The 16585-nt window shown below is 56.7% G+C and carries 24 protein-coding genes; 21 read left to right on the top strand and 3 right to left on the bottom strand.

The genetic code is table 11. The annotated features are described in order from the left end of the window. The first annotated feature begins 1 nt into the window (after position 1). The 18 genes from rpsQ to rplQ all read left to right on the top strand — a co-directional run bounded on the left by rpsQ (position 2) and on the right by rplQ (position 8886). Positions 2 to 268, top strand: a complete 267-nt coding sequence (rpsQ, locus tag OZ656_RS03495) for a 30S ribosomal protein S17 (RefSeq protein ID WP_011784251.1) — start codon at positions 2 to 4, stop codon at positions 266 to 268. Between the two features lie 18 nt (positions 269 to 286). Then, positions 287 to 655, top strand: a complete 369-nt coding sequence (rplN, locus tag OZ656_RS03500; RefSeq protein ID WP_011784252.1) for a 50S ribosomal protein L14 — start codon at positions 287 to 289, stop codon at positions 653 to 655. 17 nt (positions 656 to 672) lie between these two features. Continuing rightward, positions 673 to 993, top strand: a complete 321-nt coding sequence (rplX, locus tag OZ656_RS03505) for a 50S ribosomal protein L24 (RefSeq protein WP_011784253.1) — start codon at positions 673 to 675, stop codon at positions 991 to 993. Between the two features lie 15 nt (positions 994 to 1008). After that, on the top strand, positions 1009 to 1548 hold the full coding sequence (rplE, locus tag OZ656_RS03510; protein ID WP_011784254.1) for a 50S ribosomal protein L5: 540 nt from the start codon (positions 1009 to 1011) through the stop codon (positions 1546 to 1548). 12 nt (positions 1549 to 1560) lie between these two features. Continuing rightward, positions 1561 to 1866 (top strand): 30S ribosomal protein S14, encoded by a 306-nt coding sequence (gene rpsN, locus OZ656_RS03515; RefSeq protein WP_011784255.1) that lies wholly within the window; start codon positions 1561 to 1563, stop codon positions 1864 to 1866. A gap of 88 nt (positions 1867 to 1954) precedes the next feature. Further along, on the top strand, positions 1955 to 2347 hold the full coding sequence (rpsH, locus tag OZ656_RS03520) for a 30S ribosomal protein S8 (protein ID WP_011784256.1): 393 nt from the start codon (positions 1955 to 1957) through the stop codon (positions 2345 to 2347). 9 nt (positions 2348 to 2356) lie between these two features. Next, positions 2357 to 2890, top strand: a complete 534-nt coding sequence (rplF, locus tag OZ656_RS03525; RefSeq protein WP_011784257.1) for a 50S ribosomal protein L6 — start codon at positions 2357 to 2359, stop codon at positions 2888 to 2890. 9 nt (positions 2891 to 2899) lie between these two features. Further along, positions 2900 to 3247 (top strand): 50S ribosomal protein L18, encoded by a 348-nt coding sequence (rplR, locus tag OZ656_RS03530; RefSeq protein ID WP_011784258.1) that lies wholly within the window; start codon positions 2900 to 2902, stop codon positions 3245 to 3247. A 12-nt stretch (positions 3248 to 3259) separates the two neighbouring features. Continuing rightward, positions 3260 to 3760 (top strand): 30S ribosomal protein S5, encoded by a 501-nt coding sequence (rpsE, locus tag OZ656_RS03535; RefSeq protein WP_023010932.1) that lies wholly within the window; start codon positions 3260 to 3262, stop codon positions 3758 to 3760. Positions 3761 to 3764: 4 nt separating this feature from the next. Further along, the gene (gene rpmD / locus OZ656_RS03540; RefSeq protein ID WP_008174894.1) at positions 3765 to 3953 is read left to right on the top strand and encodes a 50S ribosomal protein L30; all 189 of its coding nucleotides are present in this window, start codon (positions 3765 to 3767) and stop codon (positions 3951 to 3953) included. A gap of 1 nt (position 3954) precedes the next feature. Continuing rightward, positions 3955 to 4389, top strand: a complete 435-nt coding sequence (gene rplO, locus OZ656_RS03545; protein WP_011784260.1) for a 50S ribosomal protein L15 — start codon at positions 3955 to 3957, stop codon at positions 4387 to 4389. A 17-nt stretch (positions 4390 to 4406) separates the two neighbouring features. Then, positions 4407 to 5729, top strand: coding sequence for a preprotein translocase subunit SecY (gene secY / locus OZ656_RS03550; RefSeq protein ID WP_011784261.1), 1323 nt, complete (start codon positions 4407 to 4409; stop codon positions 5727 to 5729). A gap of 33 nt (positions 5730 to 5762) precedes the next feature. After that, a complete protein-coding gene (gene rpmJ / locus OZ656_RS03555; RefSeq protein ID WP_008174902.1) occupies positions 5763 to 5876 on the top strand; it encodes a 50S ribosomal protein L36 in 114 nt (37 codons plus the stop codon). A 142-nt stretch (positions 5877 to 6018) separates the two neighbouring features. Further along, positions 6019 to 6375: a 30S ribosomal protein S13 gene (gene rpsM, locus OZ656_RS03560; RefSeq protein WP_011784262.1), complete on the top strand. Its 357-nt coding sequence runs from the start codon at positions 6019 to 6021 to the stop codon at positions 6373 to 6375. 13 nt (positions 6376 to 6388) lie between these two features. Beyond that, positions 6389 to 6778 carry a 30S ribosomal protein S11 gene (gene rpsK, locus OZ656_RS03565; RefSeq protein WP_007153992.1) on the top strand — a complete coding sequence of 130 codons (390 nt, stop codon included), beginning with the start codon at positions 6389 to 6391 and terminating at the stop codon, positions 6776 to 6778. A gap of 18 nt (positions 6779 to 6796) precedes the next feature. Then, positions 6797 to 7417, top strand: coding sequence for a 30S ribosomal protein S4 (rpsD, locus tag OZ656_RS03570; protein WP_014420494.1), 621 nt, complete (start codon positions 6797 to 6799; stop codon positions 7415 to 7417). 35 nt (positions 7418 to 7452) lie between these two features. Next, positions 7453 to 8457, top strand: a complete 1005-nt coding sequence (locus OZ656_RS03575) for a DNA-directed RNA polymerase subunit alpha (RefSeq protein WP_008174911.1) — start codon at positions 7453 to 7455, stop codon at positions 8455 to 8457. A 33-nt stretch (positions 8458 to 8490) separates the two neighbouring features. Further along, entirely contained in the window at positions 8491 to 8886 is a 396-nt protein-coding gene (rplQ, locus tag OZ656_RS03580; protein ID WP_023007570.1) for a 50S ribosomal protein L17, read from the top strand. Positions 8887 to 8958: 72 nt separating this feature from the next. Here the strand turns inward: rplQ and uvrA are convergent, their stop codons facing one another. Next, a complete protein-coding gene (gene uvrA / locus OZ656_RS03585; protein WP_379944956.1) occupies positions 8959 to 11781 on the bottom strand; it encodes an excinuclease ABC subunit UvrA in 2823 nt (940 codons plus the stop codon). A gap of 164 nt (positions 11782 to 11945) precedes the next feature. Here uvrA and OZ656_RS03590 point away from each other — a divergent pair, with 164 nt between their 5' ends. The 3 genes from OZ656_RS03590 to OZ656_RS03600 are packed head-to-tail and all read left to right on the top strand — an operon-like array spanning position 11946 to position 14015. Beyond that, positions 11946 to 13316: an MFS transporter gene (locus OZ656_RS03590; RefSeq protein WP_023007572.1), complete on the top strand. Its 1371-nt coding sequence runs from the start codon at positions 11946 to 11948 to the stop codon at positions 13314 to 13316. A 57-nt stretch (positions 13317 to 13373) separates the two neighbouring features. After that, complete coding sequence (gene ssb, locus OZ656_RS03595) at positions 13374 to 13898, top strand: single-stranded DNA-binding protein (RefSeq protein WP_273030136.1); 525 nt, start codon at positions 13374 to 13376, stop codon at positions 13896 to 13898. A 51-nt stretch (positions 13899 to 13949) separates the two neighbouring features. Beyond that, positions 13950 to 14015: a DUF6701 domain-containing protein gene (locus OZ656_RS03600; RefSeq protein WP_379945199.1), complete on the top strand. Its 66-nt coding sequence runs from the start codon at positions 13950 to 13952 to the stop codon at positions 14013 to 14015. 15 nt (positions 14016 to 14030) lie between these two features. Here the strand turns inward: OZ656_RS03600 and ntrC are convergent, their stop codons facing one another. Both ntrC and glnL read right to left on the bottom strand, forming a co-directional pair. Beyond that, the gene (gene ntrC, locus OZ656_RS03605) at positions 14031 to 15464 is read right to left on the bottom strand and encodes a nitrogen regulation protein NR(I) (protein ID WP_273030134.1); all 1434 of its coding nucleotides are present in this window, start codon (positions 15462 to 15464) and stop codon (positions 14031 to 14033) included. Continuing rightward, positions 15461 to 16561 carry a nitrogen regulation protein NR(II) gene (glnL, locus tag OZ656_RS03610; protein WP_286895090.1) on the bottom strand — a complete coding sequence of 367 codons (1101 nt, stop codon included), beginning with the start codon at positions 16559 to 16561 and terminating at the stop codon, positions 15461 to 15463. Before glnL ends, ntrC begins: the two co-directional genes overlap by 4 nt. Positions 16562 to 16585: the final 24 nt, after the last annotated feature.

The following is a 16585-nucleotide window of genomic DNA, read 5'->3' on the forward strand; positions in this document are numbered from 1 at the left end:
CATGACCGAAGCTACCCAAACTGCCAGAACTCTGAGCGGCAAGGTCGTGAGCAACAAGATGGACAAGTCCATCGTGGTCCTGGTTGAGCGTCAGGTTAAACACCCGCTGTACGGTAAGTACATGAAGCGTTCAACCAAGATTCATGCACACGATGAAAGCAATCAGTGCAACATTGGTGACACCGTAACCATCCAGGAAACCCGTCCGGTCTCCAAGACCAAGAGCTGGGCCCTGGTGGAAGTTACCGAACGCGCTGCCAAGGTGTAATTCGCCCGGAGAACAACCATGATTCAGACTCAAACAATGCTTGAAGTCGCGGATAACAGTGGTGCACGTCAGGTTATGTGCATCAAGGTCCTGGGCGGATCTCACCGGCGTTATGCAACCGTTGGGGATATCATCAAGGTAACCGTCAAGGAAGCCATCCCCCGCGGCAAGGTGAAAAAAGGCCAGGTCCTGAAGGCTGTTGTAGTACGTACCCGTAAGGGTGTGCGTCGTCCGGACGGTTCTCTGATCCGTTTTGACGGTAACGCGGCGGTACTTCTGAACAATCAGGACGCTCCCATTGGTACCCGTATCTTCGGACCGGTTACCCGTGAACTGCGTAACGAGAAGTTCATGAAGATTATCTCACTGGCACCCGAAGTACTTTAAAGGACCAGAGGCCGGTTATGAAAAAGATCAAACGAGATGACGAAGTAATCGTCACCACGGGGAAAGATAAAGACAAACGTGGTAAAGTCCTGAAAGTTCTGGACGACGGTCGCGTGCTTGTTTCTGGCATCAATATGATGAAGAAGCACACAAAGCCGAACCCGATGCTTGGCACCCCGGGCGGTATCGTCGAAAAAGAAGCGCCTATCCAGGCTTCCAACGTGGCTATTTTTAATCCGCAGACCGGCAAAGCCGATCGTGTTGGCTTCCAGATCAAGGAAGACGGCACCAAAGTGCGGATCTTCAAGTCCACGAACGAAGCTGTCGATAACCAGTAAGCGGTGGTGGTTACGATGCTTAACATGAAAGAGCAGTACACTAAGGAAGTGGTACCCGCCCTGCAGAAAGAGTTCGGTTACAAGAACGTGATGCAGGTGCCGCGTATCGAGAAAATCACCCTGAACATGGGTGTTGGCGAAGCGGTTGGTGACAAGAAACTGATTGAAAATGCCGTGGCAGATCTTGAGCGCCTGGCAGGTCAAAAAGTGGTTGTTACCAAAGCGCGTAAATCCGTCGCGGGCTTCAAAATCCGTGAAGGTTGGCCGATTGGCTGTAAAGTGACCCTGCGCGGTGAGCGCATGTGGGATTTCTTTGATCGTCTGGTGCACATTGCGGTTCCCCGCATTCGTGACTTCCGCGGTCTGAACCCGAAATCCTTCGACGGTCGCGGTAACTACAGCATGGGTGTGCGTGAGCAGATCATCTTCCCGGAGATCGAGTACGACAAAGTCGACAAGATCCGCGGGTTGGATATCACCATCACCACCACTGCCGGTACCGACGACGAAGGTCGCGAACTGTTGAAAGCCTTTGGCTTTCCGTTCAAGAAATAAGGAACGAGTGACATGGCGAAGGTTTCAATGAAAAACCGTGAGCAAAAGCGCGAAAAACTGGTAGCAAAGTATGCTGCCAAGCGCGCCGAGCTCAAGGCGATTATCAAAAACCCGAATACCAGCGATGATGACCGTTGGGATGCACAGATGAAGCTCCAGCAGCTTCCGCGTGATTCATCTCCTTCGCGTCTTCGGAATCGTTGCCAGGTGACTGGTCGTCCCCACGGCGTTCTGCGCAAGTTCGAGCTGTCACGGATCAAACTCCGTGAATACGGCATGCGCGGTGACGTTCCGGGCCTGACCAAGGCAAGCTGGTAAGATAGGCCGCCTGACTTCGGTCAGGTGCCTGTTGGTAAGCGGTGCGGCAAGCCGCTGCACAACTAAAAAGATCAGGAGCCTCATACCAATGAGTATGCAAGACACGCTTGCGGATATGTTTACCCGTATCCGTAATGCCCAGATGGCGTCCAAAGCTGACGTAACGATGCCATCTTCAAAAATGAAGGTCTCAGTAGCCCAGGTCCTCAAGGACGAAGGCTACGTAGCAGATTTTTCTGTTTCAGCTGACGCGAAGCCCGAACTGACCATCACTCTGAAATACTTCGGTGGCAAGCCGGTTATTGAAGAGATTCAGCGGGTCAGCCGTCCGAGTCTGCGCCAGTACAAAGGCGCCGGGGAACTGCCGAAAGTAGCCGGTGGTCTGGGAGTCGCGATTGTCTCAACGTCCAGGGGCGTTATGACAGACCGCGCCGCACGAGCTGCAGGCGTGGGTGGCGAAGTCATCTGCACCGTATTCTAGGAGATACACATGTCCAGGGTTGCCAATAATCCTGTCGTGCTGCCTTCCGGTGTTGAGGTTAAGCTGAACGGACAGGAAATCAATGTGAAGGGTTCCAAAGGAGCGCTTCAGTTCACCATTCACCAGGCGGTTGAAGTAAAGCAGGAAGAAAATGTCCTGCGTTTTGCGGCCCGCGATGGTGCAAAACAGTCCCGCGCTCTTGCTGGTACTACTCGTGCGCTGGTTAACAATATGGTTACCGGCGTATCCACAGGCTGGGAGCGTAAGCTGCAGCTGACGGGCGTAGGTTACCGTGCGCAGGCGCAAGGTAAGAAGCTCAACCTGACACTGGGTTTTTCCCACCCGGTCGAGTATGAGCTGCCCGAGGGTGTTACCGCTGAAACTCCGTCCAATACGGAAGTTGTGATTCGCGGTATCGACAAGCAACAGGTTGGCCAGGTCGCTGCGGAAATCCGCGCGTTCCGTCCGCCCGAGCCGTATAAGGGCAAGGGTGTGCGTTATGCGGATGAGCAGGTCAGACGCAAAGAAGCCAAGAAGAAATAAGGCGGGACTATGAGCGCAAATAACGAAAGACTGCGTCGCGCGCGCAAAGTGCGCATGAAGATCCGTGAGCTGGGTACTGACCGTTTGTGCGTGCACCGTACACCGCGTCATATGTACGCCCAGGTTACGACTGCAGATGGCAGCAAAGTGCTTGCCACTGCCTCCACGTTGGATAAGGAGCTGCGCCAGGGTGCAACCGGTAACGTGGACGCTGCCAAGAAGGTCGGTCAGCTGATTGCTGAGCGCGCCAAGGCAGCAGGCATTGAGAAGGTCGCTTTTGACCGCTCAGGTTACCGTTATCACGGTCGTGTTCAGGCTCTTGCCGACGCTGCCCGTGAAGCTGGCTTGCAATTCTAAGAGGTGGAGAAGATGAGCGTTAACGAACAGAAGGCGCCTGAGCTCCAGGAGAAGCTGGTTCAGGTCAATCGCGTCGCCAAGGTAGTTAAAGGCGGCCGCATCTTTGCCTTCACTGCACTGACTGTAGTGGGTGATGGTAAAGGTCGCGTTGGTTTCGGTCGTGGCAAGGCCCGGGAAGTTCCGGTTGCCATCCAGAAGGCCATGGAAGCTGCACGCAAAAACATGGTAGACGTAGCGTTGGACGGCACTACCCTGCAGTACCCGGTTCGGGCGCAGCACGGTGGTTCCAAGGTCTACATGCAGCCTGCTTCTGAGGGTACCGGTATCATTGCCGGCGGTGCGATGCGCGCCGTACTCGAGGTGGCCGGTGTGCAGAACGTACTGTCCAAGTGTTACGGGTCCACCAACCCGGTGAACGTAGTACGTTCCACCATCAAGGGTCTGCAGGCCATGAAGGCGCCTGAAGACGTTGCAGCCAAGCGCGGTAAATCCGTGGAAGATATTCTGGGTTGAAGTCATGGCGAACGCAAAAACGATCAAAGTAACTCTGACCCGCAGCCCGATCGGCTGTCAGCCCAAGCACAAGCTGTGCGTCAAGGGCCTGGGTCTTCGTAAAATCGGTCACACCGTGGAAGTGGAAGATACTCCTTCCATTCGCGGCATGATCAACCGGGTAAATTACCTGGTTCGGGTTGAGGAGAACTAAGATGCGTCTGAACGAACTTGCTCCGGAACCCGGTTCACGTCCGTCCGCCAAGCGTGTCGGCCGTGGTATCGGTAGCGGTCTCGGCAAAACCGGCGGTCGTGGTCATAAAGGTCTGAAATCCCGTTCCGGTGGCTCCGTTGCCCCTGGTTTCGAGGGTGGTCAGCAGCCTTTGGCCCGTCGTCTGCCTAAGTTCGGTTTCACCTCGCGTCAGCAGCGTTACGTGGCGGAAATCCGCCTGAACGAGCTGGCCAAGGTTGAAGGCGACGTGGTGGATCTGGCGGCCCTGAAAAAGGCTGACATCATTCGCGAAGAAATTCGCGAGGCCAAGGTTATCCTGTCCGGCGAGCTGGACCGTGCGGTAACCGTGAAAGGCCTTCGAGTCACCAAGGGCGCACGCGAAGCGATTACCGCCGCGGGTGGTAAAGTCGAAGACTAAGACGAGTCGAGGACTAAATGGCCAAGACAGCATCATTGCCTGCGGGCGCCGGAAAAGGATTTGCAGAGCTGCGCTCGCGGCTCTGGTTCGTGTTTCTGGCGCTGCTGGTGTACCGGATCGGTGCCCACATTCCGGTTCCCGGTATCAACCCGGATCGGCTGGCGGCACTGTTTGATCAGAACCAGGGAACCATCCTGAGTCTGTTCAACATGTTCTCCGGTGGTGCGCTTGAGCGCATGAGTATCTTCGCACTCGGTATCATGCCGTACATTTCGGCTTCTATTATCATGCAGCTCATGACTGCGGTTAGTCCGCAGCTTGAGCAGCTGAAGAAAGAAGGCGAGGCTGGTCGTCGCAAGATCAGCCAGTATACGCGGTATGGTACGGTTATCCTGGCCTTGGTTCAGGGCTTTGGTATTTCTGTGGGTCTGGCATCACAGGGCGTTACCTTTAATGACAGCTTCAGCTTCCACTTTGTGGCGGTTGTGTCTTTTGTCTGCGGTGCGGTCTTCATGATGTGGCTCGGTGAGCAGATCACCGAAAGAGGTATTGGTAACGGTATTTCGCTGCTGATCTTCGCGGGTATTGTTGCCGGTCTTCCTGGCGCCATTGGCCAGACTCTGGAGCAGGCTCGTAACGGTGAAATGAGCTTGCTGGTTGTTCTCGGAATTGGTGTTCTGGCGATTGCTGTTGTCGGTTTCGTGGTCTTCATGGAGCGTGGGCAGCGGCGTTTGACCATCAACTATGCCAAACGGCAGCAAGGGCGGCGGGTATTTGCCCAGCAGTCCAGCCACCTGCCGCTGAAGGTGAATATGGCCGGCGTCATTCCGCCGATCTTCGCCTCTTCGATTCTTCTGTTCCCGGCTTCTCTGGGGCAGTGGTTCGGTCAGGGCGAAGGCATGGAGTGGCTGAGCGATATCTCTCAGGCATTGGCACCGAGCCAGCCGTTGTATATTATCCTGTTCGCAGCAGCAGTTATCTTCTTCTGCTACTTCTATACAGCGCTGATGTACAACCCCAAGGAAGTTGCGGATAACCTCAAGCGTTCCGGCGCGTTTATCCCCGGTATTCGTCCCGGCGAACAGACGGCCAAGTACATCGATGGTGTGCTGACCCGTTTGACTCTGTTCGGTGCTATGTATATTGCAGCAGTGTCCCTGTTCCCTCAGTTCCTGATGGTGGCCGGGAATGTGCCTTTCTATCTTGGGGGCACCTCTCTGCTGATTGTTGTAGTCGTGGTGATGGATTTCATGGCTCAGGTTCAGTCGCACCTGATGTCTCACCAGTATGAATCGCTGATGAAGAAATCCAATCTCAAGGGCTATGGACGGAACGGCTGAGCAAGCCGTTCCCCTTGAAAACTGGAGTCGACAATGAAAGTACGCGCTTCGGTAAAGAAAATTTGCCGTAACTGCAAAGTAATTCGACGCAATGGCTCAGTTCGAGTCATCTGCTCGGAGCCTCGTCACAAGCAGCGCCAGGGCTGATCCGTTTCGGATAAGCGCTGACATTGTAAAAGGGGTTCGGAATAGTGGCGCTTGACTCACAGCTGGGTCAGGCGCTATTATTTCGCGCCCTTTTTGTGGCGGAAAATTCACACAGCAAAGCTTTGAACGCGGAGTAATTTGGATGGCACGTATAGCCGGTGTCAATATACCCGATAACAAACATGCTGTTATCTCGCTGACCTACATCTTCGGTGTTGGCAAGACAACAGCCCAGAAGCTTTGCGATGCAACCGGCGTTAAGCCGGACGCCAAGGTCAAAGACCTGAGCGACGAGCAACTTGAAGCACTTCGTACTGAAGTGGGCAAGTTTACCGTCGAAGGCGATCTGCGTCGTGAAGTACAGATGAACATCAAGCGTTTGAAGGATCTCGGTTGCTTCCGTGGTCTGCGTCATCGTCATGGCCTTCCGGTCCGTGGCCAGCGCACCAAGACCAACGCCCGCACCCGTAAAGGTCCTCGCAAACCTATTCGTAAGTAACAGGTAGGCAAACATGGCAAAGCCAGGTACACGTACCCGTAAAAAGGTGAAAAAGACGGTTGTTGATGGCGTCGCGCACATTCACGCGTCCTTCAACAACACCATCGTGACCATTTCGGACCGTCAGGGCAACGTCCTGTCCTGGGCCACTTCTGGTGGTTCCGGTTTCCGCGGCTCACGTAAGAGTACACCTTTTGCTGCGCAGGTAGCAGCTGAAAGAGCCGGTAATGCGGCTGCTGAATACGGCCTTAAAAACCTGGACGTAGAGGTTAAGGGTCCTGGGCCCGGACGTGAATCTGCAGTTCGCGCGCTGAATGCGTGTGGCTACAAGATCACCAACATCACTGATGTGACGCCGATTCCCCACAACGGCTGTCGTCCGCCCAAGAAGCGCCGCGTCTAACACAGGAGACAGTGAAATATGGCTCGTTATATAGGCCCGAAGTGCAAGCTGTCTCGTCGTGAAGGGACAGATCTTTTTCTGAAGAGCGGCGTTCGCGCGCTCGATTCCAAGTGCAACATCGAGACTCCGCCGGGTATGCACGGCGCGCGTCGCGGTCGTCTGTCCGAGTACGGCGTTCAGCTTCGTGAAAAACAGAAAGTCCGTCGTATCTACGGCGTTCTTGAGAAGCAGTTCCGCAACTATTACAAAGAGGCCGCCCGAGGCAAAGGTGCAACTGGTGAAAACCTGCTGCAGCTGCTGGAAGGCCGTCTCGATAACGTTGTATATCGCATGGGCTTTGGTTCTACCCGTGCAGAAGCCCGTCAGCTCGTCTCTCACAAGGCGATCCTGGTCAATGATAAGCCGGTTAACATCCCGTCCTATCAGGTCAAGCCGGGCGACGTTGTGAGCGTGCGCGAAAAGGCCAAGAATCAGCTGCGTGTTAAAGGCGCGCTGGATCTGGCTTCAAGCCGCGCACCGGTAAGCTGGGTAGAGGTTGACGCCAACAAGATGTCCGGCGTTTACAAGTCAGTACCTGAGCGTACTGAACTGCCGGCCGACATCAACGAGAACCTCATCGTCGAGCTTTACTCCAAGTAAAGCCCAGTTAGCAACGATAGCAGATAGGGGCGTCTATGCAGCGTTCAGTACATGAGTTATTGACACCTCGTACCATTGACGTGAAAGAATCCAGCGCTACGCGCGCCAAGGTGACCCTGGAACCGCTCGAACGCGGTTTCGGGCACACCCTGGGCAGCGCGCTGCGTCGTATTCTTCTGTCTTCGATGCCGGGCTGCGCCGTGACTGAAGCACAGATCGACGGTGTCCTGCACGAGTACAGTGCCATTGAAGGTGTCCAGGAAGACGTCATCGAGATTCTGCTGAATCTCAAGGGCGTTGCCGTAAAGATGAACGGCCGTGACGATGCTGAGCTGACTCTCAGCAAGAAAGGTCCGGGCGTGGTGACTGCCGGCGATATCAAGCTGGACCACGATGTGGAAATCGCTAACCCGGAGCACGTGATCTGTCACTTGAGCGAAAACGGCGAAGTGAACATGCGCTTGCGCGTGGCACGGGGCCGTGGCTACGAGCCGGCTGATCAGCGTGGTCTGGACGAGGACGAAACTCGTGCCATCGGACGCTTGCAGCTGGATGCAACGTTCAGCCCGGTTCGTCGTGTGGCCTATGCCGTCGAGAGCGCTCGGGTTGAGCAGCGTACAGACCTGGACAAGCTGGTTATTGATCTGGAGACCAACGGTACCATCGATCCGGAAGAAGCAATTCGCCGGGCCGCTACCATTCTCCAGCAGCAGCTGGCTGTGTTCGTCGATTTCGATCATGAGAAAGAGCCTGAGCGTGTAGAGGAAGAGGAAGAAATCGATCCGATTCTGCTGCGCCCGGTTGATGATCTGGAGTTGACTGTGCGTTCAGCTAACTGCTTGAAGGCTGAAAACATTTACTATATCGGCGATCTGATCCAGCGCACGGAAGTGGAGCTGCTGAAGACGCCTAATCTTGGCAAAAAGTCGCTGACCGAGATCAAGGACGTTCTTGCGTCCCGTGGTCTGTCTTTGGGTATGCGTCTTGATAACTGGCCGCCGGCAAGCCTTCGTGGTGATGACCGGGTTCTGGGCGGTTGATCGCCGATTAGTTTAAGGTAAGGAATCAGAGCAATGCGTCATCGTAAGAGTGGTCGTAAGTTCAACAGGACCAGTGCGCATCGCAAGGCCATGTTCCGTAACATGACTGCGTCACTGGTTGAGCACGAGCTGATCAAAACGACGCTCCCGAAAGCCAAAGAGCTGCGTCGGGTAGCTGAGCCGTTGATCACGCTCGCAAAGAATGATTCGGTAGCAAATCGTCGTCTGGCGTTCTCTCGCCTGCGTAACGATGCTGCGGTAGCCAAGCTGTTTGATGAGCTGGGCCCCCGTTACAGCGAGCGTCCGGGTGGTTATCTTCGTATTCTGAAGTGCGGTTTCCGCGCTGGCGACAATGCCCCGATGGCATTCGTTGAGCTGGTCGGCCGTCCTCTGGACATCGAAGCTGAAGAGATGGACGACGAAGAGTAAGTTCTTCTGAGTCCATAAAAAAACCGGGTTCCGCAAGGTTCCCGGTTTTTTTGTGCCCGTCGCTCGGGCGGGCTATTTGGTGAGCATCGGTTTGAGGTAACGTCCGGTGTGCGAAGCCGGATTGGCGGCCACTTCCTCGGGCGTTCCTTCAGCAATAATCTGTCCGCCACCGGACCCACCTTCCGGGCCGAGGTCGACAATCCAGTCTGCGGTCTTGATGACGTCCAGGTTGTGCTCAATGACAACGATGGTATTGCCGTGATCGCGCAAGCGCTCCAGCACGCTCAAAAGTTGCTGGATATCGTAGAAGTGCAGGCCGGTCGTGGGCTCGTCCAGAATGTACAGGGTTTTGCCTGTGTCCCGTTTGGACAACTCCTTAGCCAGCTTGACCCGCTGTGCTTCGCCCCCCGAGAGGGTCACTGCGCTCTGGCCCAGACGAATGTAGGTCAGGCCCACGTCGATCAGCGTTTGCAGTTTTCTGGCGATGAAGGGGACTGCGTCGAAAAACTCCCGGCCCTCCTCAACGGTCATTTCCAGAACCTCGTGAATGTTTTTGCCTTTATACCGAACCTCGAGGGTCTCCCGGTTGTAGCGTTTGCCCTTACAGATGTCGCAGGGCACATAGACGTCTGGCAGGAAGTGCATTTCGACTTTGATGACGCCATCGCCCTGGCAGGCCTCGCACCGGCCGCCCTTCACGTTGAAGGAGAAGCGGCCAGGTTTGTAGCCGCGTGAGCGAGCCTCCTGAGTGCCGGCGAAGAGTTCCCTGATGGGGGTAAACAGGCCGGTGTAAGTGGCAGGGTTAGACCTGGGTGTCCGTCCGATAGGGCTCTGGTCAATGTCGATCACCTTGTCGAGCTGATCAAGTCCTTTCAGGCTCTTGTAGGGTGCATGATTGAGGCTGGTCGCTTTGTTCAGTTTGGCGGCCGCGACCGGATAGAGGGTGCTGTTAATCAGGGTGGATTTGCCTGAGCCCGATACCCCGGTAACGCAGGTCATCACGCCTAGCGGCAGCGTGAGCGTTACGTCCCGGAGATTGTTGCCAGAGGCGCCGGTCAGTACCAGCTTCTTGCCATTGCCCTTGTTTCGCTCAGAAGGTACCGAGATCTCCTTCTCGCCACTGAGGTACTGGCCAGTCATTGAAGCCGGGTTGGCAATAATCTCTTTCGGGGTTCCTCGTGCGACAATCTCTCCGCCGTGGACGCCAGCGCCGGGGCCAATGTCAATAACGTAGTCGGCAGCCCGGATAGCATCTTCGTCGTGTTCCACCACAATCACCGTATTGCCAAGGTCCCGGAGGTGGGTGAGGGTGGCAAGCAGTCGGTCGTTGTCCCGCTGGTGCAGGCCAATGGACGGCTCGTCCAGAATGTACATCACGCCCACCAGGCCTGCCCCTATCTGGCTGGCCAGCCTGATGCGCTGGGCTTCGCCGCCCGAGAGGGTGTCTGCGCTGCGTTCCAGGGTGAGGTACTCGAGGCCCACGTTGACCAGAAATTGCAGGCGCTCCCGCACCTCTTTCAGGATTTTTTCTGCGATTTCACCTTTGCGCCCGGGCAATGCCAGAGTGCTGAAGTAGCGATGAGCATCACCCACGGGGAGGTGGGTAATTTCCGGGAGGTTTCGTTCTTCGATAAAGACGTGACGGGCACTGCGACGCAGGCGCGAACCGCCGCAGTCTTTACAGGGTTGTGTGCTCAGGTTGCGAGCCAGTTCCTCGCGCATGCCCTGCGATTCCGTCTCGCGGTAACGGCGTTCCAGATTCGGCAGTATGCCCTCGAACGGGTGGGCCTTTTCCATGATATGACCGCGAGAGTTCACATAACGAAAGGGAATGTCCTCGTCGCCGGAGCCATACAGGAGCACCTCCTGGAAGTTTTCAGGCAGCTCTTCCCAGGGTGTTTCCAGGTCAATGCCGTAGTGTTCGGCAACACTGGTCAGCATCTGGAAGTAGTAAACGGCGCGACGGTCCCAGCCTTTGATGGCTCCTGATGCGAGGGTCGCTTCCGGGCTCTGGATCACCTTTTCGGCATCAAAGAACTGGCGCACCCCCAGGCCGTCGCAGGTGGGGCAGGCGCCGGCCGGGTTGTTGAACGAAAACAGGCGAGGTTCCAGTTCGCTCAGGGAGTAGCCGCATTGGGTGCAGGCATAGCGCGCCGAGAAGGTGTGTTCCTCGCCTTCTCCACTCATGGGCGCCACCAGAGCAATGCCGTCGGCCAGCTCCAGGGCGGTTTCGAAGCTCTCGGCCAGTCGTTGCTCCAGCCCCTCCTTGACTTTGAATCGATCGACCACAACGTCAATCTGGTGCTTGCGCTTCTTGTCCAGGGCAGGAACGTCGTCTATGTCGCATACGGCTCCGTCCACTCTCAGGCGGATGAAGCCCTGGCTGCGCATGGTGTCGATCACCTGCAGATGCTCACCTTTGCGATCCCGGATCACCGGCGCCAATATCATCAGCTTGCTGCCTTCCGGCATGGCGAGAACCTGGTCAACCATCTGGCTCACGGTCTGGGCTTCCAGCGGCTGGCCGTGATCAGGACAGCGGGGTTCACCAGCGCGAGCGAAAAGCAGTCTCAGATAGTCATAGATCTCGGTGATGGTCCCCACGGTAGAGCGGGGGTTGTGAGACGTGGATTTCTGCTCGATGGAGATGGCTGGCGACAAGCCTTCAATGTGATCCACATCGGGCTTTTCCATCATCGAGAGGAATTGCCGTGCGTAGGTGGACAGCGACTCGACATACCGGCGCTGGCCCTCGGCATAGAGCGTATCGAACGCCAATGAGGACTTGCCGGAGCCGGACAGACCGGTAATGACGATCAGTTTGTCCCTTGGCATATCCAGGTCGATGTTTTTCAGGTTGTGGGTGCGCGCGCCCTTGATCTGGATATGGTCCATAACACCTCGCTTGGTAAAAACTGCCAGTATATCGGTTTCGGGTCGTTCCGGCTAAGTGCGGAACGACCCGCTCTGCGGGTGTCCCGTCGCCGGGGTGGTTCTGGTACAATGCGCCGCCTGCGGTTACCGGCCGCTCACCATTCATTCAAACCGCACGGGTAGGCATGAACGCGCTCGAAAAACGCTCAGTTGTGGCTCTGGCTTCGGTATACGCCATGCGTATGCTGGGCCTGTTTATGGTCATGCCCGTGTTTGTGCTGCTGGGTACGGACCTGCAGGGTGCGACGCCGGCGCTATTGGGCCTGGCGATTGGTGCTTACGGCCTGAGTCAGGCGCTGCTTCAGATCCCCTTCGGCCTGTTGTCGGATCGGGTTGGCCGCAAGAAGATGATCTACCTGGGGCTTATTCTGTTTGCCAGCGGGAGCCTGCTGGCCGCGTCGACCGACTCAATATACGTTGTGATCGCCGGTCGGATTCTTCAAGGTGCCGGTGCCATCGCCAGTGTATTGATGGCACTGCTGTCAGACCTCACCCGAGAGGAAGAGCGCACCAAGGCCATGGCCACGGTGGGCATTTCCATTGGCCTGTCGTTTTCCGTGTCGCTGGTGCTGGGCCCGTTGCTGGGCGCGGCCTGGGGCTTGTCTGGCATCTTCTACGTGACGGCAGTGATGGCCCTGTTGGCCCTTGTTGTGGTCGCCAGGGTGGTGCCTACGCCACATACCCATAAAGTCAGCGCCGATACCCATCCTGCCCGCGAAATGGTCGGGCGCGTTCTGGCCGATGGCCGCCTGCTGCGGCTCGACTTCGGAATCTTTGTGCTGCACCTGGTTCTGACGGCCCTGTTCCTGGTCTTTCCGACCATGCTTCAGGATCAGTTGGGATTGGCCAGCAGCTCCCACTGGTGGTTCTATTTGAGTGTGATGGTGCTTTCTTTCTTTGCCATGGTGCCCTTTATCATCATTGGCGAAAAGAAACGCAAAATGAAGCCGATACTGTGCATGGCCATTGCCTTGCTGACAGCGGCAACAGCAACGCTGACTCAGGTGAATGCCAGCCTCTGGGCAGCCTGGGGTGTGCTATTTTTCTTCTTTATGGCGTTCAATCTTCTGGAAGCCAGTCTGCCTTCGTTAATCAGTAAAGAGGCTCCGGCTGCCAGTAAGGGAACGGCCATGGGGGTTTATTCCACCTCCCAGTTTTTTGGTGCTTTTCTGGGTGGAGCTCTGGGAGGTTATCTGCTGCAGAGCGCTGGCGTGGAGGGAGTGCTCTGGTTGATGGCCGGGTGCCTCCTGGTGTGGCTGCTGGCAGCCTTGACCATGCCGGCCCCGAGCTACACGACCAGCCTGGTTCTGGAGCTGAGGGATGCGCTGGAAAATACCTTTGACGACGTGGACCGTCAGCTACGAAGGCTGCCGGGCGTGAAGGACGTTGTGATTGTTGAAAATGCATCGACAGCCTACCTGAAGGTGGACCGTCAGCATTTTCGGGAAGATCAGCTTGCGGACTTTGACTTTGTCCGGCAGGGTAAGAGTACTTAAACACAGGATGCTGGCATGGATGGCTGGCACTCCGCAAAACATGATCAGGAGCATACGATGGCACGAGGCGTAAACAAGGTAATTCTCATTGGTAACCTGGGGCAGGACCCGGACACTCGCTATACCCCCAACGGCAACGCTGTGGTTAACCTGAACCTCGCCACAGACGAGAGTTACAAGGATCGCCAGACCGGACAGATGGTGCCGAAGACCGAGTGGCATCGGGTTGTGCTGTTCGGCAAGGTGGCTGAAGTGGCTGGGCAATACCTGCGCAAAGGCTCCAAGGTCTACATTGAAGGCAAGCTGCAGACCCGGAAATGGCAGAACAAGGAAGGGCAAGATGTCTACACCACCGAAGTGGTTGTGGATATCAATGGCCAGATGCAGATGCTGGACAGCCGGGGCTCTGAGGGCGGTATGAATCCGGGGGCTCCCCAGGGACGGCCGCAGCAGCAGCCGCAATACAATGCGCCGCCCCAGCAGGGTGGGCAGGCTGGTGGCTACAACAACCCGTCACCCCAGCAGCAGGGTGGTGGCATGCCTGAGCCGATTGATGATTTTGATGATGATATTCCGTTCTAGGATATACCTGATATATAAAGTGTAAAGTATCAGTATTAAAGCCCTGAAGGCATCGCTACCTTCGGCGTATACCGAGGCAGTGACCGTATCATTTATTGGTGGGAAGCCACTGACTAAGGTGAAGGAGGAGTTTTAATCCTCCTCCCCCTCCGGCTGATCCATCCCCAACTCATTGATTTTCCGGGTCAGCGTATTCCGCCCCCAACCCAGCAGAATGGAGGCATCCCGGCGGCGGCCGCCGGTGTGCTTCAGCGCAGTTTCAATCATGATTTTCTCAAACTCGGGCACCGCGGTATCCAGTATGCCTTTCTTGCCGCGCTTCAGTTCCTGTTCTGCCCAGTTCCTCAGGCCTTCCTGCCAGGTCAGACCGGTAGCAGCATGCTCGTTTTCCGCTTGATGCAGCAGTTCCGGGGGCAAGTCATCAATGTGGATCTCCCGGCCACTGGCCATGACGGTCAGCCAGCGGCAGGTATTTTCCAGCTGGCGGACGTTACCGGGCCAGGGCAGGGTGGTGAGGTATTCCTCTGCGTCCGGGCGCAGGATCTTGGGTTCTACTGCCAGCTCTTTGGCTGCTCGCTTGAGGAAGTGCTGCATCAGGCGTGGAATGTCTTCGCGGCGTTCGGCCAGCTTGGGCAGGTGCACGCGAATGACATTCAGGCGGTGGAACAGATCTTCTCGGAAGTTGCCGGCCTGTACCAGATTTTCCAGGTCTTGATGGGTTGCGGCGATGATGCGGACATCCACTTTGATGGGGGTGGTGCCGCCTACCCGGTAAAACTCGCCATCGGCCAGCACCCGCAGCAGTCGAGTCTGAGTGTCGGCGGGCATGTCGCCGATTTCATCGAGAAACAGGGTGCCACCGTTGGCCTGTTCAAAGCGGCCCTGGCGGGCGGCACCGGCGCCGGTGAAGGCACCCTTTTCGTGGCCGAACAATTCGGATTCAATCAGGTCTTTGGGTATCGCCGCCATGTTCAGGGCGATGAACGGGTTTCGTGCTCTGGGGCTGTGATTGTGCAGGGCCTGGGCCACCAGTTCTTTACCGGTGCCGCTCTCACCGTTGATCAGTACCGTGATGTTGGAGTGAGACAGCCGGCCAATGGCCCGGAAAACCTCCTGCATGGCCGGGGCTTCACCGATAATTTCGGTATTGCGTGGTGTAGCATCGGCCTGGGGTTCGCTGGCGGCGCGTTTTTCATGGCTGTGGGCAACGGCCCGTTTTACCAGTGCGACTGCGTCATCCACATCAAAGGGCTTGGGCAGGTATTCGAAGGCGCCGGTCTGGTAGCTGGTCACCGCGCTTTCAAGATCCGAGTGCGCGGTCATGATGATAACCGGCACATCCTGATGCAGTTCGACGATCTGGGCGAGCAGGGTAATACCATCCACCCCTGGCATCCGGATATCGCTGATGATGGCGTCCGGTTGCTCGTGTTCCAGCCGCATCATGATGCTGTCGCCGCTGTCGAATACGCGCGGTTGCATGCCAGCCTGGCTCAGGGCGCGTTCCAGCACCCATCGAATACTTCTGTCATCGTCGATAATCCAGACGTTTGCCGGTTGGCTCATTTGCTGTCCTCCAGAGGCAGGAAGATGATGAAATCAGTTCTTCCGGGCTCACTCTCGCACTCCACCAGCCCCCGATGCTGGCCGATGATGCTTTGGGTAATGGAAAGGCCGAGTCCGGTGCCCGAGGCCCGACCACTGATCATGGGGTAAAAGATGTTCTGCAACAGCTCCGGCGGGATGCCCGGGCCGTTGTCTATAATGTCGACCCGGCACACCAGTCGGTGACGGCGATGGCCGATGGTGAACTGCCGCAAGGCCCGGCTGCGAAAGGTAATGGTGGGCGTTGCGGAACGCCCGCTTGCGGCTTCGTTTTCGAACGCCGCCTCCATGGCGTTGCGGGCGATGTTCAGGAAGGCCTGGATCAGTTGCTCTTTGTCGCCGGGAAATTCCGGGATGCTCGGGTCGTAGTCGCGTCTCAGGCGCACTCGGCCTTTGCTTTCGGCCTCAATCAGAGTACGGACCCGCTCCAGAATTTCGTGGATATTGGTGGGCGCAATCTTCAGGGCTTTGTTCGGGCCGAGCATGCGATCCACCAGGCTGCGCAGACGGTCCGCCTCGTCGATAATCACACGGGTATACTCACGCTGGTCGTCGTCTGAAAGCTCGCGGTCCAGCAGTTGCGCCGCGCCACGGATGCCGCCCAGCGGGTTCTTGATCTCGTGGGCCATGCCCCGCACCAGGATTCGCGTGGTCTCCTGTTGCGAGATGATGTCTTCTTCCCGGCTGATACGCATCAGTCGGTCTCGAGGCTGGATCTCGATCAGCAGTTCGGTCGGGTCCAGGCTGATGGGAGTCACCGAGTAATCCACCGTCAGTCTGGCACCGCTGATCAAAGCAAATTCAGCTTCCCGGCGGGTGTAGGACTGGCCGTTCTCCACTGCGGCATGCAGAGTGGTCAGGGCATCTTCGGAATCCACCAGAACCTCCTGTAAGGGGAGGCCATGGCTTCGGGTCATACTGGTTTCAAACAGGCTCTCGGCGGCGGGGTTGAGGTAACGGATAGCCAGATCATCGCCAAGTACCAGTACTGCGGTTGTCAGACTGTCCAGAATGCTCTTGTAACTGCTTCCGGATATGGTGGCTGGATGGAGTGGCATGCGTTGCTTCCGTTCTCGACTCAT

The sequence above is a fragment of the Marinobacter sp. LM1 genome, from assembly GCF_042763285.1.
GTDB classification, from domain to species: domain Bacteria; phylum Pseudomonadota; class Gammaproteobacteria; order Pseudomonadales; family Oleiphilaceae; genus Marinobacter; species Marinobacter nauticus.